Consider the following 26,156-nt stretch of genomic DNA (forward strand, 5'->3'; position numbering starts at 1 on the left):
GTTGAGGTTACAGGGGTGTTTCATGCGAAGGTCCCAGCGCCTCCTTGGAGGAGATGGGACCTTCGCAACAGTCAGCGCCCACGCATGGCCTTGCGGCTGACGCGTATCTTGGTTGGATCAATGCCCTTGGGCATTCCCAGCGCATTCTGCCGCTTTTGCAGGGTGACCAGCCTGTCGTTCAGGGTCTCCAGCTCGGTGGCGGTCAGCTTGATCTTCTTTTTGACCACGGTGCGCTGGAGCTTGTTCAGCGGAACCTGGTCGGGGCCGTGACCCACGCTGATCCGGTAGATCGGGATGGCGGACCCGCGGGTGATGCGGCGGATCTTCTCCTCCTCGCGGTTCATGGCCTTGTTGACGCGGTTGTAGTCGCCCTCGGCTATCAGATAGACCCCGGTGCGGCCGGTGCCCCTCCAGACGGCATCCTTGGTCTTGGCATCAATCCAGACGGGTTCCTGGGGGAAGGAGAAGCCTGCCTTGGAGATGCTGCTCAGCACGGCGGCGGCAGCGCCAGGACGACCCTCCATCTTAGCGTAGCCTACCCGGTCAGAGCGCCTTGTCAGGGTCATGGTGGCCAGAAGCAGGCCGACCATGATGCCCAGAAGCACGGTAAGAATCCAGGACAGCCAGCCAAAGTGAGCCAACAGGCAGATCACCACTGCTATCAGTGTGGGCACCAGAATGGCCGCGGCCAGCAGCCAGGGAAGAGCCTTGTCCTCTTCATAAGTGAATCGGTAGATCTTGACGATCTGGCTGATCGTGCTGGTCTTCTTTTTTGCTTTTTTGCCCTTGGTGTCCTCTGTAGCCATGCCATCCTCACTTGGAAACGTTCGCTGGTTGACCAGTCTACCGCATGCCTACCGCATGTTCAGGGGTCTGCCATCAGCCTTAAGCAGGGCCTCTCCAATGGCTTCGGAGAACGTGGGATGTGGGTGAATGAGCCCGGCCGCCCGGTGCAAGGGGATCTGGTTGCCCACCAGCTGCTGGGCTTCAGCGATGTTCTCGGATGCCTGGGGGGAGACCACCTCCAGACCGACCACCATCTGCTTCTCCAGATCAGTGGCTTGGCAGGCCGTGATCAGGCTGAGGGTGCCCTGCAGGCCGCTCATGCGCATGCGCGAGTTGGCCATCATGGGGTAGATGGTCTCCTTGATCTGGTTCAGCGATGGATCGTCCTCGGCCTCCTGGCGGCTGAAGCCCACAGCTGCTGCCTGGGGGGAGGAGAAGACCACGCGGGGAATGGTGGCCTCGTTGACCGGTTCAGGATCCAGGCCAGAGGCGGCATCGGCCAGGGTTATGCCCTGCTGGAAGGCCCTGTGGGCCAGATGGTGACCTGGGGTGATGTCACCCAGGGCCCAGACACGGTCACGGCTGGTGCGCCCCTGGGAGTCAGTCAGAACCTGGCCATGCTCGTCCAGGTCGATGCCCAGCTCTTTCATATGCTTAGGGCTGGTATTGGGATCTCTGCCGATGGCCACCAGGACCAGATCAGTCTCGATCGCTCCCGCATGGCCCTTGTCGTCGGACGGCTGGTAGTCGACCTGAATGCCCCCGTCTGCGGGCAGACGGTGCCCTCCCGAGCAGCGGGCATGGGTGATGATCTGAATCCCCTGACGCTCCAGTTCCCGGGTCATGATCTGGCCTGTTCGCCGACCCCAGTGGGAGAGCACCCGGTCATGTCTGATCATCAGGGTCACCTGGCAGCCGGCTTGGTTCCAGATAGTGGCGAATTCCAGGGCCACCGCACCTGAACCGATAATCAGCGCCCGGTGGGGGAAGGGCTTGAGTGCTAGAGCCCGGTCGGTGTCGATGACAAGATCATCGAAAGGGAGTTCTTCCAGGGCTCTGGCATGAGACCCAGTGGCCAGGATCGTGTCGCAGGTAGTCAGACGGGTTCGATTGCCGTCAGCAGCGGCCACCTCCACCAGGCCGTCACCGACAATGGTGCCGTGGCCGTGCACCACGGTGATGCCACGCTGCTTGAGCAGGTTTGACAGACCGCCGGTCATGGCATCGACCATCCGGTCCTGATAGTCCTGAAGCTTCTGATAATCGATGTTGGCCGACTCGATATTGATCCCCATGGCTGCCCCAAGGCTAGCCTGTTCCAGAACCTGGGTGGCTGTCAGCAGGGCCTTGGTAGGGATGCATCCGCGGTTCAGGCAGACGCCGCCAACGACAGGGTCCTGCTCAACCAAGGCCACACGTCCGCCCAGCTCTGCCGTGCGAAGGGCCGTGGCATAGCCGCCTGGGCCGGATCCGATGATGATGGTGTCGTACTGGCGGCTGTCGGCATCCCATGGGTCAAGAGACTTTGTAGCGGGTTGGTTGATCGATTGCTGCATAACAATACATGCTAGCCGTACCGGCTGGGAGAATGAAGACCATTGGCATAATGCGGAGTGAATACGGAGACCGCCCGGAACCCTAGGGGCACCGGGCGGGTTAACCGACCCGCCGGCCGGCGTGCAAGGACGATTGCTCGTCAGTCGGGCCAGTGCCCCCGCTTGCTCTGCTTGGGCTTGGGAACCCGCCAGCGCCGGACCATCATGGCCCGTTGCCAGGCGTAGGAGGCCGATCGTGAACCCTTGGCCACCGAGCGTTCGCCGAACTTGCCGATCAGCAGGCCCTTGAGCTTGCGCCACATCAGCCAGGTGTCGATCAGGGCCACGATCAGGTAGCCATAGAGAAGGACGGTCACCACCATGGTGAAGGCAGCATAATGCTGCGGACCCACGAACATGCCCATCAGGGTGGCCACGAACATAAGAATGATGGCCGGGAAGATCCATTCCAGCAGATTGAAGCGGGCATCCACATAGTCGCGGATGTAGATTCTCCAAGGCAGGCGCTCCGATTTGGGCATGTGGTTGATATCGCCGGTCCTCATGGCCTCGTACTGAGCATCCTCACGGGCTCGGATCCGGGCCTTGGCAGCCTTGCGCGAGGCCTTGCGGTCCTTGGGGACCAGCGGGCGCAGGTTCCTGGCCTCGGCCTGCTTGCGCTTGGGCGTAGGGCGTCCCTTGCCCCGTGCCTCTTCAGCGGAGGCCGTCTGGTCCGCCTCCGCCTCTTTGTCCCGTCGATCCTTGCGTGAGAAGGGGTTCCATGTCATGCGAACAGGTTACGGTGACGCCTAGACTCGCAAGCATTGATTCACAAGCAATTATAGGAGGTAATGATGGCGGAACTGGGCCTGGAGACGATCCGTACCCGTGTGCAAGACGATAGGAGCCGGATCGTCGATCTGCTCAAGGACAAGATCGCCCTGGCTTCGGTTTCGGCCAAGGGGATTACCGGGGATCACATGCGGCGATCAGCCGACTATGTGGCCGGGCAACTGCGGCAGGTGGGTGTAGATGCCCGTGTGGTCCAGGCCACCAATCCTGACGGGACCCCTGGTGCTTTCGAGGTCATCGGATCCCGGCAGGTGGACGACAAGGCCCCGACCGTTCTGCTCTATGCCCATCACGACGTGCAGCCGGTGCCCGACCCCTCCCAGTGGACAACCGATCCCTTTACCGGTGTGGAGAAGGAGGGACGGCTCTACGGACGCGGATCGGCCGACGACGGTGGCGGCATCGCCATCCACTCGGGTGCCCTGCATGCCCTGGGCAAGGACCTGCACGTCAACGTCAAGGTCTTCATCGAAGGCGAGGAGGAGATGGGCTCGCGCAGTTTCATCCCCTTCCTCCAAGCTCATCGGGACGACTTCGCCTCGGACCTGATCATCGTGGCCGACTCGGGCAACTGGTCGGCGGACACCCCCAGCCTGACCACCTCACTAAGAGGGAATGCGGACCTGGATGTCACGGTCACAGCCTTGGAGCACCCGGTCCATTCCGGGCAGTTCGGCGGGCCCATCCTGGATGCTAACACCCTGGCTGCCATGCTGATCTCCTCCATGTATGACGACCATGGGGAACTTGCCGTGCCCGGCCTGGAGGGTGGACAGCCCGTCGGCGGCCTGCAGCGTGACCTGGATCAGGCTCAGCTGCGTGCGGATGCCGGCGTGGTGGACTCCTACCGGCTGGCCGGAACCGACTCCCTGGCCTCCAGGCTCTGGACCAAGCCTGCGGCGGCTGTGATCGGCTTCGATGCCCATCCGGTGGAGGGCTCCTTCAACGTGCTGGCCGACAAGACCCGCTTCCGCATTTCGCTGCGGACTGCGCCCACCCAACGGCCTGAGCAGGCCGCGCAGGCTCTGGCTGATTTCCTGGTCGCCCATGCCCCTCATGGGGCCAAAGTGGAGGTCACCCCCAGCGACATGGGCATGGGATGGGCCATGGACGCCGATAGCCCGGTGGTCCGGCAGGCCGAGGAGGCCATGCGGCAGGCCTTCGGACGCGACCCGGTCAACAAGGGCGAGGGCGGATCCATCCCCTTCATCCCCGAACTCAAGCGCCTCTTCCCTGAGGCCCAGGTCCTGGTGACCGGCCCCGAGGATCCCCTGTCCAACGCGCACAGTCCGAACGAGTCCATTTCCCTGCAGGGGCTGGTCGACAACATCATCACCGAGGCCCTCCTGCTGGATTCCCTTGACCATCGTATGTTCTAGAATGCCAGGTGACACGGGGGCCGTATGCTCAAGGGCGTGCGGCTGAGAGGAGGCTCAGCCTCAACCGGACGAACGTTTACCGGGTAATGCCGGCGCACGGATGTCACTGGACCCGTGCCTGAACGGGATGGCGCTCATAGGGGGCGCCCCGAGGAAAGGCACAAGATCATGACTGATGGTCATTTCATGAACAATACTGTTTCCGGACCGGAGTCGGAGTCTGACAAGACTCCCTCCCAAGTCAGGATCCCCTCCAGACGGTGGAGGGTGGTGGATATCGCTGTTGCCTCGGTCATCGGGGTGGCTTCCGCCGTCATCTACTGGGTGGTCGCCATGGTGACTACCATTCCCTGGTCCTTCTTGGACGGGGTTGTGCCTGGTCTTGGCGGTATTCTCAACGGCCTCTACCTGTTCGCCGGGCCCTTGGCATTGGTCATCGTACGCAAGCCAGGTGCAGCGGTCTATGCCGAGCTGGTCGCCGCCATCCTGGAGTCGCTGCTGGGCAGCCTTTGGGTGCCTGTGGAGACCATACTGATCGGTCTGCTTCAGGGCTTCATGGCCGAACTGGTCTTCATGCTGCTGCGCTACCGGCGTTGGAACATGTCCACGGTGGCACTGTCGGGCGCTGCCGCTGGTTTCGGCTGCTGGCTGTATTCCTTCTGCACGCACCTACAGGCCATCAACCTGACCGGCCCCTATGGGGTGATCTATCTGATAACCACCCTGATTTCGGGCGCGCTGATCGCCGGAGTTCTGGTTTGGTACCTCTATAAGGCCATTGCCGCCACCGGGGCTCTGGACCGTTTCGCCTCCGGCCGCGATATTCGGACGGCCGGGAAGTAGAGGTCTGGGCGTGTACCAGAGCATCCAGGACAATCCCTACCAATCCGCGGCCTTGGAACTGCGCGGTTGGGGGTACCGCCATGCCTATCGGAACCACTTTGCTGTCAGGGATCTTTCCCTGAGTATTCCTGCGGGTCAGCGGGTGCTTCTGCTGGGAGCCTCCGGCATTGGCAAATCGACCATCCTTGAGGGTGTGGCCGGGCTGCTGGGCGATCATGCCCCGCAGAGCGGTCAGGACCAGGTCGAGGATGACGAAGGCGGGGTGACCCAGGGTCAGGTCCTCATCGACGGCAATCCCGCCGTATCAAGCCGTGGGCGTGTGGGTCTGGTCCTGCAGGATCCGGATGCTCAGGCCATCTTTCAGCGGCTGGGTGACAATGTGGCCTTCGGGCCGGAGAACATGGGGTTGCCCCGCGAGGAGATCTGGCCACGGGTGCGGAAGGCCATGGCCGAGGTGGGTCTGGCTGACCTGCAGCTGACCCGATCCACCATGCATTTGAGCGGAGGGCAGATGCAGCGTCTGGCCCTGGCCGGCGCTCTGGCCATGCAGCCTGGGTTGCTTCTGCTGGATGAGCCAACGGCCAACCTGGACCCGGTCGGTGTCAAGCAAATTGTCGGTGCCGTCAGGAAGGTCTTGGATCGGCAAGGCTCCACCATGGTTCTGGTCGAGCACCGGGCAGAGCCTTGGATGGATATGATCGACAGGGTCATCGTGCTCGGGCTGGGCGAGGTTGAAGACAGCGTCGGTGGATCGGGTGTTGCAGCCTATCGCAAGACAGTGATCATGGCCGACGGCAGCCCCCAGGAGGTCTTCACTGATCCTGGATTGGATCTGGCCTCCCTGGGCATCTGGGTTCCTGAGGCCTATAGGAGTGCCAAGGATTCGCTCCCTGAGCTTGGACGTGCTCGGTCTGGGCAATCCGGCCACGGTCATGATGGTCATCAAGTCTTGTTGACCGCCCGGGATCTGGCGGTTGGTCGTCAGGGCAAGGCAGTGGCCGAGCACATCGATCTGGAATTCAGGGCCGGGCAGGTCACTGCCCTGGTCGGAGCCAACGGAGCCGGCAAGTCCACGCTGGCCATGACCCTGGCTGGTTTGCTGGAGCCCGTGGCCGGTTCGGTGCTTGCCCATGCCCATCTGCTTCGAGGACCCCAGGGGCAGACGCCTACCGAGCCGGAGCCTATTCGATGGACCTCTTCCCAGCTGGCCGCGCGTATCGCCTATGTCTTTCAGAATCCCGAGCACCAGTTTGCCCGGGGCACGGTCCTGGAAGAGGTCAAGCTGGCCCCCATTCGCACCGGCATGACCGAGGACCAGGCCCAGGCCCGCGCCCTGGAGCTGCTGGGTCGCTTCAGTCTGAGACAGTACGCCCGCGCCAACCCTTACACGCTCTCCGGTGGCGAGAAGCGGCGGCTCACTGTGGCCTCGGCCCTGGCCGCTGCACCACAGATGCTGATTCTTGACGAGCCCACCTTCGGCCAGGACAGGAACACCTGGGTCAGCATGGCCCAGCTGATTGCAGACCTGCGCGACCAGGGAGCCTGCATCATTCTGGTCACCCATGACCGGGAACTGGTTCAGACCCTGGATGCCCGCCTGGTGGAAATGACGCCTCCGGGAGCCCAGAAGGCCGTCTGGCCTGCAGTCGAGTCAGATATGCAGGCTCGCCACAAGACTGTTGCGGCCAGACTGACCGTCACGCCCATGGATCAGCGGGACGAACCTGTCAAGCCAGCCAGCCGATCGCCATACATAGCCTCTATCAATCCAGCCTTTCGTCTGATCGGGGCCTTTCTGGCGGCTCTGCCCCTGCTGATCAGCCTGGACCCGGTTTCGGCCACGACGGCCCTGATCCTGGAGTTCCTGCTGCTGGGCGCGGCAGGCTTCACGCCCCTGCGCGTGGTCAGGTCTACCTGGCCTATCTTCCTGGGGGCACCGGGTTCGGCCCTGGCAATCATCCTCTATGGCAAGAGCGGCGGCGCCACCTTCTGGCAGTGGGGAATGATCCACATCACCCAGCGGTCGCTGGACCTGGCCCTGGCTACTGCGTTGCGAATCCTGGCCATCGGGATCCCCGCCATCATCACCGTGCTGGGAATAGACGCCACCGACCTGGCCGATGCCTTCAGCCAGGTGCTCCACCTGCCTGATCGCTTCGTCTACGGCGGGTTGGCCGGCATGCGGCTTTTCACTGTTCTCAAGGACGACTGGTCGGCCCTGACGGCCTCGCGCCGCAGTCGCGGACTGGGCGATGAGAATCGTTTCAAGGCTTTCATGCCTCAAGCCTTCGCGCTGCTGGTCCTGTCCATCAGGCGTTCGACGACCTTGGCCACGGCCATGGAGGCCCGGGGCTTCGGCGGCAGCACTCCACGAACCCATGCCAGGGTTTCCCATGTCAGAACTCGTGATGCGGGCTTCCTGCTTATCTGTCTGGCTGTGCCCGCAATCTCCCTGACCATGGCTGCGCTGACCGGCTCCATCGCCTTCTTCGGCAACTGATCGTCAGGGGTTTCCGCAGGTCTCAGATATAGAGGAACCCTGGCCCTTTCCACCTCCCGCAGAGAGGGGAAAGGGCCAAGGTTTGCCTGTGGTTGGAAGCGCTGGTCTTTTACCTGGCCAGAGTGGTGTTGATGTTGCGCACCTCGTCGAAGCGCTTGGAGGCATCCTCCCAGTTGACGATGTGCCACCAGGCCTTGACGTAGCTGGCCCGGTCGTTCAGGTACTCCAGGTAGTAGGCGTGCTCCCAGAGGTCCAGCAGGACCAGCGGGAAGATGGTGACGGGCAGGTTGCCCTGGTGGTCGTACATCTGTAGGGTGACCAGGCGCTCGCCCAGGGTATCCCAAGCCAGGACGGCCCAGCCGGAGCCCTGGATGCCTGCGCACATGGACTCGAAGTAGGTCTGGAAGCCCTGGAAGGACCCGAACTGGTCTTCGATGGCGGCCTTAAGTTCGCCAGTAGGCTCCTGGCCGTCGGCCGGGGCCATGTTCTTCCAGAAGATGGAGTGGTTCTTGTGCCCGGCCAGGTTGAAGGCCAGGTTCTTCTCCAGCAGGTTGGACTGAGCCACGTTGCCGGACTCGGCCGCGTCGTGGATCTGCTCCAGGGCCTTGTTGGCCCCGTTCACATAAGCCTGATGGTGCTTATCATGGTGCAGCTCCATGATCTTGCCGGACACGTACGGCTCCAGTGCCGAGTAGTCGTAGGGCAGATCGGGAAGTGTGTATACGGGCATATCGTCTCCTCACAATGATTCTGGCCAAGCCAGATGTGCCATGGTCGGTCTGCGCCATACCAGCAATGGACGTGGTCGACCCGACCGGTTCTTTTACACTAGCCTTTTGTTCGCCGAGCACAAGGGGCGCAGACCTTTCTTTCAGTGAAATTTCCCACAGATGCGGGCTCATGAAGGTCCGTCAGCCGTGCTCTCGACTGCCGGGGTTAGAGTTGTGCTCATGCCCTTTGATGAATCCCTTCTCGACAATCCCCGTGCCCAACGAATTCGTCGCTTGGCTGAACTGCAGGATCGGCGGGCCCGGCAGCGTCATGGCCGCTTCCTGATAGAGGGGCCGCAGAGCGTGCGCGAGGCGGTCCGCTGGCGTCCCGACCTGCTGACCGACCTCTATATTCAGATAGATGAATCCTCTCCTGTAGCCCAGGGCGGCCATCCGCAGCCACTCAACGAGACCGTAGGGGCCATCATGGAGCAGGCTCGAGAGCTGCCTGACTGCTACGGACACTTCGTCTCGGCCCGGGTCATGCGTGCCATCAGCGGCAATGCCCAGGGAATCCTGGCACAGGCGCGGACTGATGGATTTTTGGCCCAACCGACAGATCTTGAGGATCCCCAGCACTTGCCGGGGGAGGGGCCCGACCTGGTGGCGGCCTTCTGGCAGATTCGTGATCCAGGCAATGCCGGAACCGTCATTCGCACCGCCGATGCCGCCGGTTGCCGGGCGGTCATCCTGGTGGACCAGTGCGTGGAACCCACCAATCCCAAGGTTATTCGTTCTACGGCCGGATCGGCCTTTCATATACCCCTGATGAGCATGGGCACCGAAGACTTCCTGGGCCTGTGCAGACGGCAGGGTCGGTCCATGGTGGCCGCGGATGTCTATGGCACGCCGGACAAACCCGTCCGCTCCCTGACTGATTTGATGGCGAGCGGTGCCCTGGCCAAGCCAGACTCGTCGGGTCAACCCATGGCCCTGCTTTTCGGCAATGAGGCACGTGGACTGCCCAGTGGGTTGCTGCAGTCCATGGATCAGATCGTTCGCATACCCATATACGGGCGGGCTGAATCACTCAATCTGGCCACCTCGGCGGCGGTGCTGCTTTACGCCATGGCCATGTCGAGTCGTATTGAAAGAATGTGAAGGCGTCAACGACCGGGATTTCCGCTGATTTGCGGCCCGGACACGGCATTGGCAACAGTGGAAAGGTCCATGGTGGCACAGGAAGAATTCGACCCCGCGGCGATGACCGACGAGGTCAACGAGGGCATCGGCAGGATTCGCGAAGCCTCCGATCTGGAAGAACTCAAGGCGATCAAGGCCAAGTATGCAGGGACAGGTTCAGCCCTGGCCGGATCCGGCCGGATCATCGGAAGGCTGCCAGCGGATCAGAAGAAGACCGCCGGCCGTTTAGCGGGCAAGCTCAAGGCTGACTTCGGCCGCGCCTACGGGCTCAAGGAGCGGCAGTTGCGCCAGGAGGAGGAGTCCCGCCGCCTTGCTGCCGAGCAGGTGGATATGACCCTTCCGGTCGAGCGTAAACCTCAGGGCGCACGTCATCCGCTGTCCAAGCTCATGGAGGACGTGGAGGATTTCTTCGTCTCCATGGGTTGGAGTATCGCCCAGGGCCCCGAGCTGGAAGCCGAATGGTACAACTTCGATGCGCTCAACTTCGGCCCTGACCATCCTGCCCGTCAGATGCAGGACACCTTCTACGTCAAGGGCAGCCAGGCCAGGGACGCCGCCGGCTTCGTCGGCTCCAACATGGTCATGCGCACCCATACCTCGCCCGATCAAGCCCGTTCCCTGATAACCCGCGGTGTACCGCTTTACGTGGCCTGCACGGGCAGGGTCTTCCGCACCGATGAACTGGATGCCACCCACACCCCGGTCTTCCATCAGTGCGAGGCCATCGCCGTCGATGAACACCTGACTATGGCCGACCTCAAGGGCACCCTGGACAAGCTCGCTGTGGCCATGTTCGGTCCTGAGGCCCGGACCAGACTACGGCCCTCGTACTTCCCCTTCACCGAGCCCAGCGCCGAGATGGACCTCTGGTTCCCTGACAAGAAGGGCGGCCCCGGATGGATTGAATGGGGAGGCTGCGGCATGGTCAACCCCAACGTTCTGAGATCAGCCGGCGTGGATCCGCAGCGCTACTCAGGCTTCGCCTTCGGTGTGGGCATGGAGCGCACCTTGCTCCTGCGCCACGACATCAACGATATGCACGACCTGGTCGAAGGCGACGTGCGGTTCAGCCAGCAGTTCGAGATGGGGGAGTGACTGTCAGATGCCAATGGTAGATATCGACTGGCTCAAGGAGCATGTGCAGGTCCCTGAGGATCTGACCTATGAACAGCTGGCCAAGGACCTGGTCCGGGTCGGACTGGAGGAAGAGGACATCCACCAGTCCACTGTGACCGGCCCAATCGTAGTCGGCTATGTGGTGGATGCCGAGCCTGAGCCTCAGAAGAACGGCAAGACCATCAACTGGTGTCATGTTGATGTGGGCGAGCAGTACAACGCCGTGGACGACCAGGGTCGCAAGGTGCCGCGTGGCATCGTCTGCGGGGCCCCCAACATGGCTGCGGGTGAGAAGGTGGTGGTAACTCTGCCAGGGGCCGTCCTGCCCGGTGACTTCCGCATCGAACCACGCAAGACCTACGGTCATATCTCGGACGGCATGTGCGCCTCCGAGCGTGAGCTGGGACTGGGTTCGGACCATCAGGGCATCATCCTGCTACGCAACTACGGGTTCACCCCCGAGCAGTACGAGCAGCTCAAGCCTGGTGACGATGCCATGAGCCTCCTGCATATGAATACGCCCGTGCTTGAGATCAACATCACCCCTGACCGTGGCTACGCCTTCTCCTACCGGGGGGTTGCCCGCGAATACCACCACTCCACGGGCGCCGAGTACACGGATCCGGTGATTGAACTGAACAAGACGGTGCCGGCCTCGGCAGCCCAGGAGGATCAGGCACCGCTGGCCGTGCGCGTTCAGGATGAGAATCCTATTCACGGTCAGCCAGGCTGTGATCGGTACTACCTGCGTGCCTTGACCGGGTGCGACCCCAAGGCGGCGACTCCCAGCTGGATGCGTCGTCGGCTGGTTCGGGCCGGCATGCGCTCCATCAGCCTGCCGGTGGACATCACCAACTACGTCATGCTGGATCTGGGCCAGCCCCTGCACGCCTACGACCTGGACAAGCTCAGCGGGCCTATCGTGGTGCGCAGGGCCAGGCAGGGCGAGCACCTGACTACTCTGGATGGCAAGGATCGCGAGCTCAGCACCGAGGATCTGCTCATCACCGACTCGCCCCAGGGGCAAGAGGGATCTCGCATTCTGGGTCTGGCCGGCGTCATGGGCGGTCTGTACGGAGAAGTGACCGATCAGACGAAGAACATTCTGATTGAGTCCGCTCACTTCGACCAGGTGACCATCGCCCGGACCGCCCGTCGCCACAAGCTGCCCTCGGAGGCCTCCAAGCGCTTTGAGCGCGGGGTCGATCCGCAGATGCAGCCAGCCGCCGCAGCCATGGCCGCTGACCTGCTGCATCGCCTTGCCGGTGGGCAGGACCTGGATGCTCCGCTGGATATGGATCAGACCAAGCCCATGCCGGTCATCGACTTTGCCGTCAGCGAGGTGGCACGTCTGACCGGACTGGAGGTGGAGCCCCAGCGCATCGTGGCCATTCTGCGTGATATCGGCTGTACTGTCCAGGGCGATCCTCAAGATCGGCTGTCGGTGACTCCTCCAACCTGGAGGCCCGACCTGGGTGAGGGCTGCGACCTGGTCGAGGAGGTGGCCCGTCTGGTGGGTTATGACCGCATTCCCGTCACCGTGCCATCACCCAAGGTGTCCGGAGCGTTTGGTCTGACCGATCGCCAGCAGCGCCGCCGTTGGGTGGCTGACACCCTGGCCGAGTATGGACTGACCGAGGTTCTGGACTACCCGTTCGTCGGTAACAATGATTTCAAGGCCTTCGGCATGGATCCTGATGAGGTCCATGTCAACAGCGTGGAACTCGCCAACCCCATGGCCGCTGACAGGCCCTACCTGCGCCAGAGCCTGCTGCTGCCGCTGGCCAACACCGTGGAGCGCAACCTGCGACGTGGCAACACGGATGTGCGTCTCTTCGAGATCGGCTATGTCTTCCGTCGCGATCCCAAGGCTCCTGCGGTGCCCACCCTTCCGGGCGGTGTGCGGCCCAGCGACGAGGATCTGGCCCGCCTGGACCAGGGTCTGCCAGAGCAACGGCTGCATGTGGCGGCCTTGCTGACCGGCCGTGCCCAGGAGGACGGCTGGCTCAAGGACAGCAGGGATGTGGACTGGACCGATGCAGTCGAATCCGCTCGGCGTGTCCTGGATAGGCTGGGAGCGCATTATCGGCTTGAGCAGCCCTCGGCCGAGCAGGTGCCCGACCAGTGGCATCCGGGCCGTACCGCCAGGCTGGTCCTGGATGACGGCACGCTTGTCGGCATGGTGGGCGAGTTGCATCCTCGGGTTGATCAGGCTCTGGGCTTCCCTGCCCACTCGGCCGCCTTCGAGCTGAGTATGGACATGGTGCTGGACCATTTGGACTACACCCCCCTGCAGGCCAAGCCCGTGTCGACCTTCCCGCCGGTCCGTCAGGATCTGGCCTTCACCGTGCCGGACACGGTCTCGGCAGCCGACCTGACTTCCGCCATCAGAGAAGCGGCTGGGTCTAGTCTTGAATCCATCGAGCTGTTCGACGTTTTCACTGGCGATCAGATCGGTGAGCATGCAAAATCGCTGGCCTTCGCAGTCACCTTCCGCGCCCCGGACCGCACCTTGACGTCCGAGGACAGCGAATCCCTGCGCCAGGCCATCGTTGACAAGACTGCAGGTCTGGGCGCCGTGCTGCGTGCCTGACCGGGCATCAAGGGGACCGAGGGACATGACGGATTCTCAAGAACAGGGCACAGCCGGTGGACCCGACCGCCAGGATCATGATGGGGGCGACCAGCCCTTGTACGGCGCGCGCGCCGATCGTTATCCAGGATGGAATCCGTACATCTACGGTCGCCCAGACCCCGAACCCAAGGCCAAGGAATCCGATTCGTCCCAGGGCAACCCCGCCAATAGGCCCATGCCCATGGCGGGGCAGTCGGGTCCCGGCCGCGGCGGAAATCCTGGCAATCCTCAGGCCCGTCCCGGTGCGCCAGGATGGCTTCCCCAGGGCATGCCCGATCTGAACGACCCCTCCCAAAATCCGGTCTACGGCCACTGGGATCCCTGCGCCATCATCGCCTTCCTTATGGCTCTCTTCCTGCCCATGCCTGTGATTCCCGCCTTGCTCGGCGGCGTTTCCATGTATCGGACCCGCCGACTGCATATGAAGGGCTATGGGCTGGCCATGGCTGCCCTGATCATCAACCTGCTCTTTACCTTGGCCTGGATCTGGCTTCTGGTCAACGGGGTCTCCCTGAACGACTTCTACCAACAGATGGTGCCGTCGCCCTCGACGGGTGGCGGCGGCTCAGGCGGGGGCGGTGTCAGCGCCTGAGATCTAAGCAGGGGGTCATTCAGATGGGTTTGGATATCAATATTGTCGTATTCGACGGGTTTGAGCCCTTGGATGTTTTCGGCCCCTTTGAGGTTTTCATCAATACTGATGGCGCCCGGGTGCGACTTTTCTCTTTGGAGGGCCCTGGAGTGAAAGTCGAAGAGGACGGTGTCAGGGTCGAAGCTGTAGGACCCGAAGCGATCGATCCCAAGGGAGTTTTGCTGATACCTGGCGGGTCCGGCACGCGAACTCTGGTTGGAAACGACCGATGGATTGGGCAGTTGGCAAACCTGGCCGCCCAGTCGTCCCAGGTAATGACGGTCTGCACAGGATCGGCTCTCTTGGCTGTCGCCGGTGTGCTCGACGGTCGGCGTGCGACCTCCAATGACTTGGCCTTTGACTGGGTCGTCAGCACGGGGAAGCGTGTGAACTGGGTCAAGGATGCCCGTTGGGTGGTTGATGGCAAGTTTCGTACCTCTTCGGGTATCTCGGCCGGTATTGACATGGCACTGGCCTTTGTGGAGGACACATGCGGGCCCGAGGCTGCGGACAGGGCCAGTACGCAAATGGAATACATCCGAAACCGAGATTCCGGTTATGATCCCTTCGCATAGGTGACAGCGTCGCGCAGCTATAGCATGTGTATAGCGACACGCCGAATTGTATAAATATGCGTTTTACTGCATGAGTATGTATGATGGTGCCCGATGAAGGGAGCACTCATGCGGCAATACACGGTGGCTGTAGCGGGAGCTTCGGGGTATGCCGGTTCGGAAATGATCCGTCTATTGGCAGCGCATCCAGCCTTTCAGGTATGCACGGTCACCGGTCACGGCTCCGCTGGTCGACTGTTGGGGGAGTTCTCGCCCAACCTTCCGGAGTCGCTGGCCTCGCTGCAGATTCAGGATACGAAGCCGGAGATCTTGGCCGGCCATGATCTGGTGGTTCTGGCCCTGCCTCACGGGGCTTCGGGTCCCTTGGCCGAGCAGCTGGATCCGCAATCGCTGATGGTCGACCTGGGCGCTGATCACCGGCTGGAGAATCCGGAGGACTGGCAAGACTATTATGGCGGACCTTTCTCAAGCCCGTGGACCTACGGGATGCCTGAGCTGCTCAATCCGGGTGGCGGTCGTCAGCGTCAGTTGCTTGGGCAGACCCGGCGGATCGCTGGTCCCGGCTGCAATGTCACGGCAGTCACCCTGGCCTTCCAGCCTGCTTTGGCCGCCGGATTGGTGCAGACCAATGATCTGGTTGCTGACCTGGCAGTCGGCTATTCGGGTGCCGGACGCTCAAGCGGCAGAATGGATCTACTGGCAGCCCAGGCCATCAATTCAGCCCATCCCTATTCGGTCGGCGGCACCCATCGGCATATCCCTGAGATTCTGCAGAACCTGCGTAAGGCCGCAGCTGCGGATCCGAACCTCGGAGGTCTTGGGAAACAGCCCATCAGTTTGGGGCTGACCCCCATACTGGTCCCCATGTCAAGGGGGATTCTGGCTGTGGTCTCGGCCAAGCTGAGCGAGCGTGGACGGAGCATGGGGAAGGCAGATATTCGTGCCGTTTGGGAAGAGATCTATGCCCAGGAGCAGTTCGTCGATCTGCTCCCCGAGGGCAGGCTCCCCTCCACGGCCGACGTGTACGGCTCCAACCGGGCCCAGGTCCAGGTCGCTGTGGACCAGCGCGCCGACCGCCTCTACGCTTTCGCCGCCATCGACAACCTGACCCGGGGCACCGCAGGCCAGGCCCTCCAGGCCGTAAATCTGGCCCTGGGCCTGCCCGAGGAGACCGGATTGACAACCATAGGAGTTGCACCATGAGCATCACCTACCCTGCAGGCTTCCGGACTGGCACCGCCATCGCCCATCGTCCGGGAGGTCCACAGCGCCGAAACCTGGCCTTGGTCGTCAACAGCGGACCCATGGACACGGCTGTTGGGGTCTTTACCCCCAATCGTTTCCGGGCCGCTCCGGTCATCTGGACCAGCCGAATCCTTGAAGAAGGCCATGCTGGAGCCGTGGTCATCAACTCCGGCAATGCCAACGCCTGCACTGGTCCCGAGGGCCTGGACCAGGCCAGGGCCATGGCTGAGCGGACAGGAGAGCAACTGGGTCTGCCCGCTGATCGAGTTGCTGTCTGCTCCACCGGGATCATCGGCCATCTGCTGCATCTGGATTCCATATTGACCGGCATTGACCAGGCTGCCCAGGATTTGTCGGCCAGTCAGGAGGCCGGCGAAGAGGCCGCCAAGGCCATATTGACCACCGACACCTGCACCAAGACCGTGGCTGTGGACGGATCCGGCTGGCGGCTGGGCGGCATGGTCAAGGGTTCCGGGATGATCGCCCCGCAGTTGGCCACTATGATCTGTGTAATCACCACCGATGCCATTCTGGAGCCGGAAGAGGCACTCCAAGCCTTGTCGGAAGCTTGCCAGCTCAGCTTCAACCGGATCGACGTGGACGGGTGCATGTCCACCAACGACACCGTCCTGTTGATGGCCTCCGGGGCCTCTGGTGTGCGGCCTGATCCCGACCAGTTCCAGGAGAAGCTGGGTCAGGCCTGCGCGGATCTGGCCCATCGGATTGTGGCCGACGGCGAGGGCAGTAGGCATCGGATCCGTATCCGGGTGGATGGTGGCGAGAGTGAGGATGCAGCCCTTGCCTGCGCCCGGGCGGTCTCCGGCTCAACACTGCTCAAGTGCGCGGTGGCCGGCGAGGATCCCAACTGGGGCCGAGTGGTGTCCTCCCTGGGCACCGTGCCGGTTTCGACGGCGGCCTATGACCCGGCCCATGTGGATGTCAGCTTCAACGGCATCAAGGTTTGCCGGGGCGGCCGTCCCGGCCAGGACCCGGAGCTGGTCGACCTGCATGTCCCAGAGGTCCATATCGATATCGACCTTGGTCAGGGTGACAGCCAGGCCACGGTATGGACCGATGATCTGACCCACGAATACGTGACCATCAATGCCGACTACCACACCTGATGGGAAGACCGATCAGGCGCGCTGCCAAGAGCTGCAGCAATCGGAAGATGGTCATAAGGAAGGGGAAGAGGATGGCGGATGACGAGCAGGAAGCCGAAGCTGAAAAGGCCTTGGACGACGCCCGCAAGGCCCAGGTGCTCATCGAGGCCCTGCCCTGGCTGGAGGAGTTCGCCGGCCAGCGGATCGTAGTCAAATACGGTGGCCATGCCATGGTGGACGACCATCTGCGGCAGTGCTTTGCCCAAGACATGGTCTTCCTGAGGCAGGTGGGCATGCATCCGGTGGTGGTGCACGGCGGCGGCCCGCAAATCTCCAGCATGCTCCAGGCCCTGGGCATCCCCTCGGTCTTCCGCGGCGGCCTACGGGTGACCACACCGGAGACCATGAAGGTGGTTCGTATGGTGCTGACCGGACAGGTGGGCAGGGATCTGGTCGGGGCCATCAATGCCCACGGTCCCATGGCTGTAGGCCTGTCGGGTGAGGATGCTGGCCTGTTCAGTGCAGCCCGCCGTACCGGCATGGCGGATGGTCAGCCGGTTGATTTGGGCCTGGTGGGCGAGGTCGTGGGCGTGGATGCCTCGGCCGTCGAAGACCTGATCGATGCCGGGCGAATTCCCGTCGTCTCCTCTGTGGCTCCTGACGAGCAGGATCCCACCCAGGTGCTCAACGTGAATGCCGATGCGGCCGCATCCGCTCTGGCAGTAGCTTTGGGGGCCCGGAAACTGGTCATCCTCACCGACGTGGAGGGCCTGTATGCCAACTGGCCCCAGGCCGACTCCCTGGTCTCCAGCATCGGGGTGGACCATCTTGAGGACATGCTGGAGGACATGCATGAGGGGATGCGCCCCAAGATGGAGGCTTGCCTGCAGGCCGTGCGCTCCGGGGTGGGCGAGGCCCACGTCATCGACGGGCGGCGGCCGCATTCCATGCTCAACGAGATCTTCACCCGCAACGGCATCGGCACGGTGGTCGTACCGGGCAAGGACATGATCATGAGGAGGAGCCATGACGAAGGCTGATGCACCTATGAGAACTCCCGAGGGGCCGCAGAGCAGTCAATGGGCAGACCGCTATGACCGCGTCCACATGCAGGTCTTCGGTCGGCCGGGCAGGGTCATGGACCATGGTCGAGGCGCCTGGATCTGGGACCTGGACGGCAACCGCTATCTGGACATGATGGCCGGCATCGCGGTCAATGCCCTCGGTTACGCCCATCCTGCCTGGAACAAGGCATTGGCAGAGCAGGCCGGAAAGATGGCCCACATCAGCAACTTCTTCGCCTCCCAGCCTCAGATCGAGCTGGCCGAACGACTGCTGGACCTGGCTCAGGCACCGGAGGGATCCCGCGTCTTCTTCGCCAACTCGGGAACCGAGGCCAATGAGGCGGCTATCAAGCTGGCCAGGCTGCATGGCGCTCACTTGGGCGGGCTTCCCGGCCGTATCATGGCGCTGACCCATAGTTTCCACGGCCGCAGCATGGGATCCTTGAGTCTGACATGGAAGCCGGCCATCCGTGAGCCCTTCCAGCCCCTGGTCCCGGGTATGGGCTTCCTGCCGGCAGAAGACGGCGAAGCTATAGAGAAGGCCTTTGCACAGGGGGAGACCTCAGAAGAGCCGGTGGCTGCCGTCATTCTGGAGCTTATCCAGGGAGAGGCCGGGGTGCTGCCGCTGAATCCTGACTACGTTCGGCAGGTGCGTGAGCTCTGTAGCCAGCATGGAGCCCTGATGATTCTGGACGAGGTGCAGACCGGCATGGGCAGGACCGGCCACTGGTTCGCCTTCCAAGACCAGAGCCTGTCCGGAGGAGCCTGCCCGGACGTGCTCACCTTCGCCAAGGGGGTGGCAGGCGGATTCCCCATGGGCGGGATGATCACCTTCGGCCCTGGGCCGTCAGGTCTGCTGACCCCGGGCATGCACGGGTCCACCTTCGGCGGCAATCCTCTGGGATCGGCTCTGGCGCTGACCACCTTGGATACCATCCAGCAGGAGGGCCTGTTGGAGCGGGCGCGGCAGATGGGGGAGAGGCTGCGCGCCGGCCTTACCGACTGTGGCAATCCCCTCTATACCCAGGTTAGAGGCAGGGGACTGCTGGATGCGGTCCAGCTGAGCGCTCCCTGTGCCGGGGATCTGGCCTCTTGGGCCCTGGACCATGGGCTGATCGTCAACGCTGTGGCCCCCGATGCCCTGCGTCTGGCCCCGCCCCTGATCATCCAGGCCGATCAGATCGACCTGGCCGTGGATATCCTGTCCAAGGCTCCGGCCAGTCTCGCGGACAAGGGCTTGCGGCAGGATGATCAGTGAGATCAGCCATCAATGACGTGCATAATCATAGCGATAGGGAGGCAGAGATGAACAACGGTTTGCGGCACATGCTGCGTGACGACGACCTCAACCACGAGGAGCAGTTGGAGGTTCTCCGACTGGGCATGGCTTTCAGGGCAAATCCCTATTTATCTCAGCCTTATAAGGGGCCTCAGGCCGTGGCCATCATCTTCGACAAGCCCAGCACGCGCACCAGAACCAGCTTCTGCGTGGGTGTGGCCCAGCTGGGCGGCTATCCCATGGTCATCGATAGCTCTGGCTCGCAGCTGGGCCGTGGCGAGCCCGTGGCGGACACCTCCAACGTGCTGACACGGATGACGTCCACCATAGTCTGGCGCACCTTTGGCCAGGATCGGGTGGAGACCATGGCTGCCCATGCCACCGTGCCCGTCATCAACGCGCTGACCGATTCCTTCCATCCCTGCCAGGTTCTGGCCGACTTCCTGACCTTGGCACAGCACCGGGGCGGGGTCGACGCCCTGGCCGGCATGACCATCGCCTACCTGGGCGACGCAGCCAACAACATGGCCAACTCCTATCTGCTGGCCGGGGCAGTAGCCGGCATGAACGTGCGGATTGCCGGACCCAACGGCTTCCTGCCCGATCCAAACCTGGTGGAACAGGCGCGGACCCTGGCCGCTGAAAACGGCGGATCCATTCTGGTCACCACGGATCTGGTCCAGGCCGTGGAGGACGCTGACTGCGTCTTCACCGACACCTGGGTCTCCATGGGCGAGGAGGACCAGTACGCCATCCGCTCCCATCCCTTCCTGCCCTATCAGGTCAACGCCGCACTTATGGCCCATGCCCGCCCGGATGCACTCTTCCAGCACTGCCTGCCCGCCTACAGGGGCCGGGAGGTGACGGCCGAGGTCATTGACGGCCCCCAGTCCGTGGTCTGGGACGAGGCCGAAAATCGGCTGCACGCCCAGAAGGCCCTGATGACCTGGCTGGTGGCCCGCTCCCGGGGTGACGAATCCCTCCTGCAGGGGGTGTGCTGATGCGTCCGACGACCAAGGTGGCCCGGCTGGATGCCATCCGTCAGGCTTTGAGCCGACATAGGGTCAACTCCCAGCAGCAGCTGTCAGCCCTGCTGGCTGATCAGGGCATTGAGGTGACCCAGGCCACCCTGAGCCGGGACCTGGACGACCTGCATGCCACCAAGTTGCGGTATGCAGACGGCAGCATGGCCTACTGGATTCCCGCCACCACCGACCAGCAGGCCATGGAGGCGGCTGCCGCAGAGGGGCCTGAGGTCGAGGGGGAGAACAAGACCGATGCCTACCTGGCCAAGATTCTGACTGGGCTGATTACCTCAGTGGCCCGGGCCCGCAACCTGCTGGTGGTCAGAACCCCGGCCGGCGCTGCCCAGTATGCAGCTTCTGCCCTGGACCGCCAGCCCATCAATGGAATCCTGGGCACCATAGCCGGGGACGACACGATTCTGATCATCGCTGCAGACGATGAATCGGCTTCATCCCGGGCCGACTGGCTCATGACTATCGTCTCCGGCCAGGAGGATGCCAGAGCCCGATGATGGCTGAAAGCATGAACTGAATATTGACAAGTGTGAAATTAGAAGGAAAGAGGATCGCCATGACCGAAAACAATCGCATCGTGCTGGCCTACTCGGGCGGCCTGGACACCTCGGTGTCCATTCCCTACCTCAAGGAGCGCACCGGCAAGGATGTGGTGGCCGTCTCCCTGGATGTGGGGCAAGGCGGCGAGCGTCTGCAGACCATCCGCCAGCGGGCCCTGGACTGCGGAGCCGTCGAGTCTGTAGTGGTGGATGCCCGGGACGAGTTCGCCAGGGATTACTGCATGCTGGCGCTCAAGGCCAATGCCATGTACGAGGGTGTCTACCCGCTGGTATCGGCCATCTCCAGGCCGCTGATCACCAAGCATCTGGTCCAGGCGGCCCACCAGTACGGTGCCGACACCATAGCCCACGGCTGCACCGGCAAGGGCAACGATCAGGTTCGTTTCGAGGTCTCCATCATGTCCATCGACCCCTCGCTGAAGGCCATCAGCCCCATCCGTGACCTGGGACTGATGAGGGATGTGGAAATCGCCTACGCCAAGGAGCACCACCTGCCCATCGAGCAGACCGAGGAGAGCCCCTATTCCATCGATCAGAACGTCTGGGGACGGGCCATCGAGACAGGCTACCTGGAGGATCCCTGGAACGGGCCCACCAAGGATGTCTACTCCTACACCGACGATCCTGCCTTCCCACCGGTCGAGGACGAGGTGACCATCGACTTCGAGCAGGGCATCCCCGTGCGCATCGACGGCAGGGCCGTTACGCCTCTGGAGGCCATCGAAGAGATGAACCGCCGGGCCGGAGCCCAGGGCATCGGACGTGTGGATCTGATCGAGGATAGGCTTGTGGGCATCAAGTCCCGCGAGCTCTACGAGGCACCCGGGGCCGTTGCCCTGATCACCGCCCACCAGGAGCTGGAGAACTGCTGCCTGGAGCGCGAACAGCACCGGATCAAGCGCGACATCGACAAGCGTTGGGGCGAGCTGGTCTACGACGCCCAGTGGTACTCGCCGGCCGTCCGCTCCCTGAACGCCTTCATCGAGGAGACCCAGCGCTATGTCTCCGGCCGCATCCGTATGGTCATGCACGGGGGGCAGGCCGTGGTCACAGGCCGTCACTCCGACAGCTCCCTCTACGACTACAGCCTGGCCACCTACGAGTCCGGCGACAGCTTCGACCAGAACGCCTCCAACGGGTTCATCGCCATCTACGGCCTGGCCGACAAGGTGGCCGCCGCCCGTGACATGCGCTTCGGCAACGGCATTGCACAGGACGGACAAGAGCAGTGAGCACCGGCGACAAGCCCATGGCCCTCTGGGGCGGGCGCTTCAGCGGTGGTCCCTCGCCGGCGTTGGTTGAGCTCAGCCGGTCCACCCAGTTCGACTGGCGACTGGCCGATGACGACCTTGCCGGTTCCCGGGCACACGCTCGGGCCCTCAACCGTGCTGGGTTGCTGGATGATGGCGAGCTGGCACGTATGGAACAAGCCCTGGATGAATTCCAGGATCAGGTGGATTCCGGCGCCTTCGCCCCTGAACCCGGCGATGAGGACGAGGCCACGGCCCTGGAGCGCGGCCTGATCGACATTGCGGGGGACCAGCTGGGCGGCAAGTTGCGGGCCGGGCGTTCGCGCAACGATCAGATCGCCACCCTGATTCGGATCTGGTTGCGTCGTCACGCCCGGGTGCTGGCCAAGGATCTGCTGTGCACGGCCCAGGCTCTGATGGATCAGGCCCGTGCGGCGGGGACCACGGTCATGCCTGGCCGCACCCACATGCAGCACGCCCAGCCTGTTCTGCTGGCCCACCAGCTCATGGCCCATGTCTGGCCCCTGATCCGTGACCTGGAGCGCCTGAGAGACTGGGACCAGCGTGCTGATGCCAGTCCATACGGGTCGGGTGCGCTGGCTGGCACCACCCTTGGTCTGGACCCCCTGCCAGTGGCCCGGGATCTGGGCTTTAGCCGGGTCTGCGCCAACTCCATCGACGGGACAGCCGCCAGGGATGTGGTGGCCGAATTCGCCTTCGTCGCCGCCATGATCGGCGTGGACCTATCTAGGCTGGCCGAGGAGATCATCATCTGGAACACCCAGGAGTTCGCCTTCGTTTGCCTGGACGACGGCTATTCGACCGGGTCCTCCATTATGCCTCAGAAGAAGAATCCGGACGTGGCCGAGCTGGCTCGCGGCAAGGCCGGTCGACTGATCGGGGATCTGGCTGGCCTGCTGACCACCCTCAAGGGGCTGCCGACAGCCTATGCGCGCGACCTGCAGGAGGACAAGGAGGCGGTCTTCGACCAGGTGGATACCCTGGAGGTCCTGCTGCCCGCCTTTGCCGGCATGGTCGCTACTTTGACCTTCAACAAGGATCGGCTGGAGGAGCAGGCACCCACAGGCTTTGCTCTGGCCACCGACCTGGCCGAATGGCTGGTCAGGCAAGGAGTGCCCTTCCGGCATGCCCACGAGCTCTCCGGAGCCTGCGTCAAGCTGGCCGAGGGGCGTGGATGCGAGCTGGCTGACCTGGAGGATGCCGATTTCGTCAGGGTCTTCGCTGACTGGGTGCCTGCCGATCAAGCTCCAAAGGTCCGTTCGGTCCTGACTGCCGCGGGAGCAGTACGCGCTCGCCAGGGCCAGGGGGGCACCGCACCGGAGAGGGTCAAGGAGCAGATGGACCAGGCTGTACATGTGCTGGAAGAGCTGAAGGCTTTCGCCGACTCGCAATCTGATGGGCCCGCCTTCCGTCCGCCCAAGTGAGCTTTCTGGTTTCCGCCAGACCGGTGGCCGCGTTAAAATTCCGAACGGCAATTCCCCAAGAGGGAGGGTAAAGAGCGAAAGGCGGCGGCGAACATGAATCCGGTGGCACTGGTCCAGGCCTGGTGGGCCAAGCAGCACATCACTCTGGCCAAGGAGCCACCCGGCTCACGCCAAGGGCTGTGCTCGCCACCGGATCAAGGCCGCGACCTGGAGCCGCTGACCATGCTGGTAGTGGGTGACTCCATGGCGGTCGGCTGCGGGGTGAAGGACCAGAGCCAGGGCTTCGTCCCTGACATAGCAGCCTGCCTGGCCACCCGGTTGGGGCGCCCGGTATCCTGGTCGACCCAGGGCCGGTTGGGGGCCACCATCCGCAGGGTGCGTTACCGGTTTCTGCCCGCTCTGCAGGATCATCCTGATCTGCTGGTTCTGTGTGCGGGATCCAACGACATCATGGCCAATCGTACCGATGAGCAGTGGCGGGATGACCTGGCAGCCAGCATCGATCTGGCTAAAGACAAGGGCCGCCAGGTGCTGGTGCTCAGCTCCGGTCAGCTCTATCGAGATCCTGCCCTGGGTCGGGCGCTCAGGGCCGAGGTGGAGCGTCGGATAGCACGCCAGACGCAGACCAGCCGTCGGGTCTGCCAAGAGGCCTCGGTGCCTTTCGTGGATGCCACCCGTGACGACGTTGGCACTGACCGACCCGATTTCTGGGGCATTGACCACTTCCATCCGGGGGTTGAAGGATATCGGCGCATGGCCGCCTGCGTGGTCGACCATATTCCCCAAGACTTGATCGATCAGTTATCTGTGTCTGTGCATTCCTGACTTGAATGCAGCGATTGTGCAGAAAGGTTCCTGCTGGTCGCCCTGCCATAGCCCAACAGTCGGCGGTCAAGAGTCGGTCAACAGCGGATGGTCCGCAATTAATAATCAACCCAGCTTCATTCCTCGGGAATTCCGGCTTGATGCGGTCTTGTCTGCAGTGGTTCGGGGCTCTGTCGTGTCGGTATCTGTTGCAAGAATAGTAGGGTTTAGCATACATTCATCAAATATTCGATAGGGAGTAGCCTCTCATGTCGCAAGTCACCGATTTCAGGCAGGCGGGTTTCGACTCGCTTTTCGACGAACTCAAGTGGCGCGGTCTCATTGCCCAGTGCACGGACGAGTCCGAGCTCAGGAAGGTGCTGGCCGACCCCTCGGTGACCTATTATTGCGGATTTGACCCCACGGCCCCCTCACTGCACGTGGGCAATCTGGTCCAGCTGCTCAACATGCGCCACCTGCAGGCGGCCGGTCTGCATCCCATCGCCGTTGTGGGCGGGGCCACCGGGCTGATCGGCGACCCTCGGCAGTCGGGGGAGCGCACCCTGAACCCCAAGCAGACCGTGGCTGAGTGGACCGAGCGCCTGCGTGGCCAGATCGGGCGCTTCCTGGACACCAAAGGTGAGAATCCCGTCCGGTTTGTCAATAATTATGAGTGGACCGGCTCTATGAGCACCATCGACTTCCTGCGCGATGTTGGCAAGAACTTCCGCATGGGCACCATGCTGGCCAAGGACACGGTGGCCCGCCGTCTGGACTCAGACGAAGGCATCTCCTTTACCGAGTTCAGCTACCAGGTGCTTCAGGGCAACGACTTCCTGGAGCTCTTCGACCGCTACGGATGCAGCCTGCAGCTGGGCGGCAGCGACCAGTGGGGGAACCTGACCAGCGGCCTGGACCTGATTCGTAAGGTGCGCAATGCATCCGTCAACGTCATGACCAGCCCATTGATCACCGACTCCCAGGGCAAGAAGTTCGGCAAGTCCGAAGGCAATGCAGTCTGGCTGGATCCCACCATGTTCAGCCCCTATCGCTTCTACCAGTTCTGGTTCAACCAGCCTGACGACCAGGTGGTCAAGCTGCTGAAGACCTTCACCTTCCTGCCCAAGGCCGAGATTGAGCGTCTGGAGGAGAGGACCGCCCAGGATCCGGGCGTTCGCGAGGCCCAGAAGGTCCTTGCCTGGCAGGTGACCTCCTATGTGCACGGCGAGCATGCCGCCCAAGGGGCCATTGATGCCTCTGGTGCTCTCTTCGGTCGCGGCAAGACCCTGGAGGAGCTGGACGAGGATGTGCTGGATTCCGCACTCGACGGCCTCAAGATCGATGATGGCCAAGGCGGGCGAGCCCTGCCTGCAGCCAGTGAGGGTCAACGTCTGGTTGAAGCCGGGGTTGCGGCCGGACTCTTCCGCTCGGTCTCTGAGGCTCGTAAAACTGTGGCATCGGGCGGTTTCTATCTGAATAACCAGCGGATCGAGGATCCGGATCAGGTTTTGGAGAATAAGGACTTTCTGCATGGGCGCTTCGCCCTGGTTCGCAGAGGAAAGAAGGCCCTGGGCGCACTTGAGCGTCGGGCCGGCAAGTAG

At 62.9% G+C, this 26,156-nt stretch carries 22 protein-coding genes and 1 riboswitch; of the genes, 18 read left to right on the plus strand and 4 right to left on the minus strand.

The annotated features are described in order from the left end of the window. Window positions 1-71 precede the first annotated feature (71 nt). From J3T92_RS03300 to J3T92_RS03310, 3 genes are all read right to left on the minus strand, one after another. On the minus strand, window positions 72-806 hold the full coding sequence (locus tag J3T92_RS03300) for a DUF4191 domain-containing protein (protein ID WP_267399711.1): 735 nt from the start codon (window positions 804-806) through the stop codon (window positions 72-74). Between the two features lie 48 nt (window positions 807-854). Next, window positions 855-2,342, minus strand: coding sequence for a dihydrolipoyl dehydrogenase family protein (locus J3T92_RS03305; RefSeq protein ID WP_267399712.1), 1,488 nt, complete (start codon window positions 2,340-2,342; stop codon window positions 855-857). A 140-nt stretch (window positions 2,343-2,482) separates the two neighbouring features. Then, window positions 2,483-3,109, minus strand: a complete 627-nt coding sequence (locus tag J3T92_RS03310) for a DUF3043 domain-containing protein (RefSeq protein ID WP_267399713.1) — start codon at window positions 3,107-3,109, stop codon at window positions 2,483-2,485. Window positions 3,110-3,175: 66 nt separating this feature from the next. Between J3T92_RS03310 and J3T92_RS03315 the strand changes: the two genes are divergently transcribed. From J3T92_RS03315 to J3T92_RS03325, 3 genes are all read left to right on the plus strand, one after another. Next, a complete protein-coding gene (locus tag J3T92_RS03315; protein ID WP_267400241.1) occupies window positions 3,176-4,552 on the plus strand; it encodes a dipeptidase in 1,377 nt (458 codons plus the stop codon). A 3-nt stretch (window positions 4,553-4,555) separates the two neighbouring features. Then, window positions 4,556-4,671: riboswitch (TPP riboswitch) on the plus strand. A gap of 49 nt (window positions 4,672-4,720) precedes the next feature. After that, complete coding sequence (locus J3T92_RS03320; RefSeq protein WP_267399714.1) at window positions 4,721-5,395, plus strand: ECF transporter S component; 675 nt, start codon at window positions 4,721-4,723, stop codon at window positions 5,393-5,395. A gap of 10 nt (window positions 5,396-5,405) precedes the next feature. Then, window positions 5,406-7,895, plus strand: a complete 2,490-nt coding sequence (locus J3T92_RS03325) for an ATP-binding cassette domain-containing protein (RefSeq protein ID WP_267399715.1) — start codon at window positions 5,406-5,408, stop codon at window positions 7,893-7,895. Window positions 7,896-8,004: 109 nt separating this feature from the next. Here the strand turns inward: J3T92_RS03325 and J3T92_RS03330 are convergent, their stop codons facing one another. Next, window positions 8,005-8,625 (minus strand): superoxide dismutase, encoded by a 621-nt coding sequence (locus J3T92_RS03330; RefSeq protein WP_024626528.1) that lies wholly within the window; start codon window positions 8,623-8,625, stop codon window positions 8,005-8,007. 220 nt (window positions 8,626-8,845) lie between these two features. Between J3T92_RS03330 and J3T92_RS03335 the strand changes: the two genes are divergently transcribed. The 15 genes from J3T92_RS03335 to tyrS all read left to right on the plus strand — a co-directional run bounded on the left by J3T92_RS03335 (window position 8,846) and on the right by tyrS (window position 26,156). Then, window positions 8,846-9,766 (plus strand): TrmH family RNA methyltransferase, encoded by a 921-nt coding sequence (locus tag J3T92_RS03335; protein ID WP_267399716.1) that lies wholly within the window; start codon window positions 8,846-8,848, stop codon window positions 9,764-9,766. A gap of 69 nt (window positions 9,767-9,835) precedes the next feature. Next, window positions 9,836-10,903: a phenylalanine--tRNA ligase subunit alpha gene (gene pheS, locus J3T92_RS03340; protein ID WP_267399717.1), complete on the plus strand. Its 1,068-nt coding sequence runs from the start codon at window positions 9,836-9,838 to the stop codon at window positions 10,901-10,903. Between the two features lie 7 nt (window positions 10,904-10,910). Beyond that, entirely contained in the window at window positions 10,911-13,517 is a 2,607-nt protein-coding gene (gene pheT / locus J3T92_RS03345) for a phenylalanine--tRNA ligase subunit beta (RefSeq protein ID WP_267399718.1), read from the plus strand. Window positions 13,518-13,542: 25 nt separating this feature from the next. After that, a complete protein-coding gene (locus J3T92_RS03350; RefSeq protein WP_267399719.1) occupies window positions 13,543-14,151 on the plus strand; it encodes a DUF4190 domain-containing protein in 609 nt (202 codons plus the stop codon). Window positions 14,152-14,174: 23 nt separating this feature from the next. Then, window positions 14,175-14,765 carry a DJ-1/PfpI family protein gene (locus J3T92_RS03355; RefSeq protein ID WP_267399720.1) on the plus strand — a complete coding sequence of 197 codons (591 nt, stop codon included), beginning with the start codon at window positions 14,175-14,177 and terminating at the stop codon, window positions 14,763-14,765. Window positions 14,766-14,873: 108 nt separating this feature from the next. Further along, complete coding sequence (argC, locus tag J3T92_RS03360; RefSeq protein ID WP_267399721.1) at window positions 14,874-15,968, plus strand: N-acetyl-gamma-glutamyl-phosphate reductase; 1,095 nt, start codon at window positions 14,874-14,876, stop codon at window positions 15,966-15,968. Continuing rightward, a complete protein-coding gene (gene argJ, locus J3T92_RS03365; RefSeq protein ID WP_267399722.1) occupies window positions 15,965-17,134 on the plus strand; it encodes a bifunctional glutamate N-acetyltransferase/amino-acid acetyltransferase ArgJ in 1,170 nt (389 codons plus the stop codon). Before argC ends, argJ begins: the two co-directional genes overlap by 4 nt. A 71-nt stretch (window positions 17,135-17,205) precedes the next feature. Then, window positions 17,206-18,153: an acetylglutamate kinase gene (argB, locus tag J3T92_RS03370; protein ID WP_267399723.1), complete on the plus strand. Its 948-nt coding sequence runs from the start codon at window positions 17,206-17,208 to the stop codon at window positions 18,151-18,153. Beyond that, window positions 18,140-19,435, plus strand: a complete 1,296-nt coding sequence (locus J3T92_RS03375) for an acetylornithine transaminase (protein WP_267399724.1) — start codon at window positions 18,140-18,142, stop codon at window positions 19,433-19,435. Before argB ends, J3T92_RS03375 begins: the two co-directional genes overlap by 14 nt. 47 nt (window positions 19,436-19,482) lie before the next feature. Beyond that, window positions 19,483-20,457 (plus strand): ornithine carbamoyltransferase, encoded by a 975-nt coding sequence (gene argF / locus J3T92_RS03380; RefSeq protein WP_267399725.1) that lies wholly within the window; start codon window positions 19,483-19,485, stop codon window positions 20,455-20,457. Further along, the gene (locus tag J3T92_RS03385) at window positions 20,457-20,993 is read left to right on the plus strand and encodes an arginine repressor (RefSeq protein ID WP_267399726.1); all 537 of its coding nucleotides are present in this window, start codon (window positions 20,457-20,459) and stop codon (window positions 20,991-20,993) included. Before argF ends, J3T92_RS03385 begins: the two co-directional genes overlap by 1 nt. 59 nt (window positions 20,994-21,052) lie before the next feature. Further along, the gene (locus J3T92_RS03390) at window positions 21,053-22,288 is read left to right on the plus strand and encodes an argininosuccinate synthase (protein ID WP_267399727.1); all 1,236 of its coding nucleotides are present in this window, start codon (window positions 21,053-21,055) and stop codon (window positions 22,286-22,288) included. Between the two features lie 17 nt (window positions 22,289-22,305). Beyond that, window positions 22,306-23,751, plus strand: coding sequence for an argininosuccinate lyase (argH, locus tag J3T92_RS03395; protein ID WP_267400242.1), 1,446 nt, complete (start codon window positions 22,306-22,308; stop codon window positions 23,749-23,751). A 93-nt stretch (window positions 23,752-23,844) separates the two neighbouring features. After that, window positions 23,845-24,576, plus strand: coding sequence for an SGNH/GDSL hydrolase family protein (locus J3T92_RS03400; protein ID WP_267399728.1), 732 nt, complete (start codon window positions 23,845-23,847; stop codon window positions 24,574-24,576). Between the two features lie 248 nt (window positions 24,577-24,824). Continuing rightward, window positions 24,825-26,156, plus strand: a complete 1,332-nt coding sequence (gene tyrS, locus J3T92_RS03405; protein ID WP_267399729.1) for a tyrosine--tRNA ligase — start codon at window positions 24,825-24,827, stop codon at window positions 26,154-26,156.

It is taken from the genome of Bifidobacterium sp. B4081, from assembly GCF_026537335.1.
GTDB lineage: Bacteria > Actinomycetota > Actinomycetes > Actinomycetales > Bifidobacteriaceae > Bombiscardovia.

Excerpts from the sequence above, each read along its gene's own strand:
- J3T92_RS03300 (WP_267399711.1), bottom strand. The coding sequence starts at position 806 with ATGGCTACAGAGGACACCAAGGGCAAAAAAGCAAAAAAGAAGACCAGC.
- J3T92_RS03305 (WP_267399712.1), bottom strand. The coding sequence starts at position 2,342 with ATGCAGCAATCGATCAACCAACCCGCTACAAAGTCTCTTGACCCATGG.
- J3T92_RS03310 (WP_267399713.1), bottom strand. The coding sequence starts at position 3,109 with ATGACATGGAACCCCTTCTCACGCAAGGATCGACGGGACAAAGAGGCG.
- J3T92_RS03315 (WP_267400241.1), top strand. The coding sequence starts at position 3,176 with ATGGCGGAACTGGGCCTGGAGACGATCCGTACCCGTGTGCAAGACGAT.
- J3T92_RS03320 (WP_267399714.1), top strand. The coding sequence starts at position 4,721 with ATGACTGATGGTCATTTCATGAACAATACTGTTTCCGGACCGGAGTCG.
- J3T92_RS03330 (WP_024626528.1), bottom strand. The coding sequence starts at position 8,625 with ATGCCCGTATACACACTTCCCGATCTGCCCTACGACTACTCGGCACTG.
- J3T92_RS03335 (WP_267399716.1), top strand. The coding sequence starts at position 8,846 with ATGCCCTTTGATGAATCCCTTCTCGACAATCCCCGTGCCCAACGAATT.
- pheS (WP_267399717.1), top strand. The coding sequence starts at position 9,836 with ATGGTGGCACAGGAAGAATTCGACCCCGCGGCGATGACCGACGAGGTC.
- pheT (WP_267399718.1), top strand. The coding sequence starts at position 10,911 with ATGCCAATGGTAGATATCGACTGGCTCAAGGAGCATGTGCAGGTCCCT.
- J3T92_RS03350 (WP_267399719.1), top strand. The coding sequence starts at position 13,543 with ATGACGGATTCTCAAGAACAGGGCACAGCCGGTGGACCCGACCGCCAG.
- J3T92_RS03355 (WP_267399720.1), top strand. The coding sequence starts at position 14,175 with ATGGGTTTGGATATCAATATTGTCGTATTCGACGGGTTTGAGCCCTTG.
- argC (WP_267399721.1), top strand. The coding sequence starts at position 14,874 with ATGCGGCAATACACGGTGGCTGTAGCGGGAGCTTCGGGGTATGCCGGT.
- argJ (WP_267399722.1), top strand. The coding sequence starts at position 15,965 with ATGAGCATCACCTACCCTGCAGGCTTCCGGACTGGCACCGCCATCGCC.
- argB (WP_267399723.1), top strand. The coding sequence starts at position 17,206 with ATGGCGGATGACGAGCAGGAAGCCGAAGCTGAAAAGGCCTTGGACGAC.
- J3T92_RS03375 (WP_267399724.1), top strand. The coding sequence starts at position 18,140 with ATGACGAAGGCTGATGCACCTATGAGAACTCCCGAGGGGCCGCAGAGC.
- argF (WP_267399725.1), top strand. The coding sequence starts at position 19,483 with ATGAACAACGGTTTGCGGCACATGCTGCGTGACGACGACCTCAACCAC.
- J3T92_RS03385 (WP_267399726.1), top strand. The coding sequence starts at position 20,457 with ATGCGTCCGACGACCAAGGTGGCCCGGCTGGATGCCATCCGTCAGGCT.
- J3T92_RS03390 (WP_267399727.1), top strand. The coding sequence starts at position 21,053 with ATGACCGAAAACAATCGCATCGTGCTGGCCTACTCGGGCGGCCTGGAC.
- argH (WP_267400242.1), top strand. The coding sequence starts at position 22,306 with ATGGCCCTCTGGGGCGGGCGCTTCAGCGGTGGTCCCTCGCCGGCGTTG.
- J3T92_RS03400 (WP_267399728.1), top strand. The coding sequence starts at position 23,845 with ATGAATCCGGTGGCACTGGTCCAGGCCTGGTGGGCCAAGCAGCACATC.
- tyrS (WP_267399729.1), top strand. The coding sequence starts at position 24,825 with ATGTCGCAAGTCACCGATTTCAGGCAGGCGGGTTTCGACTCGCTTTTC.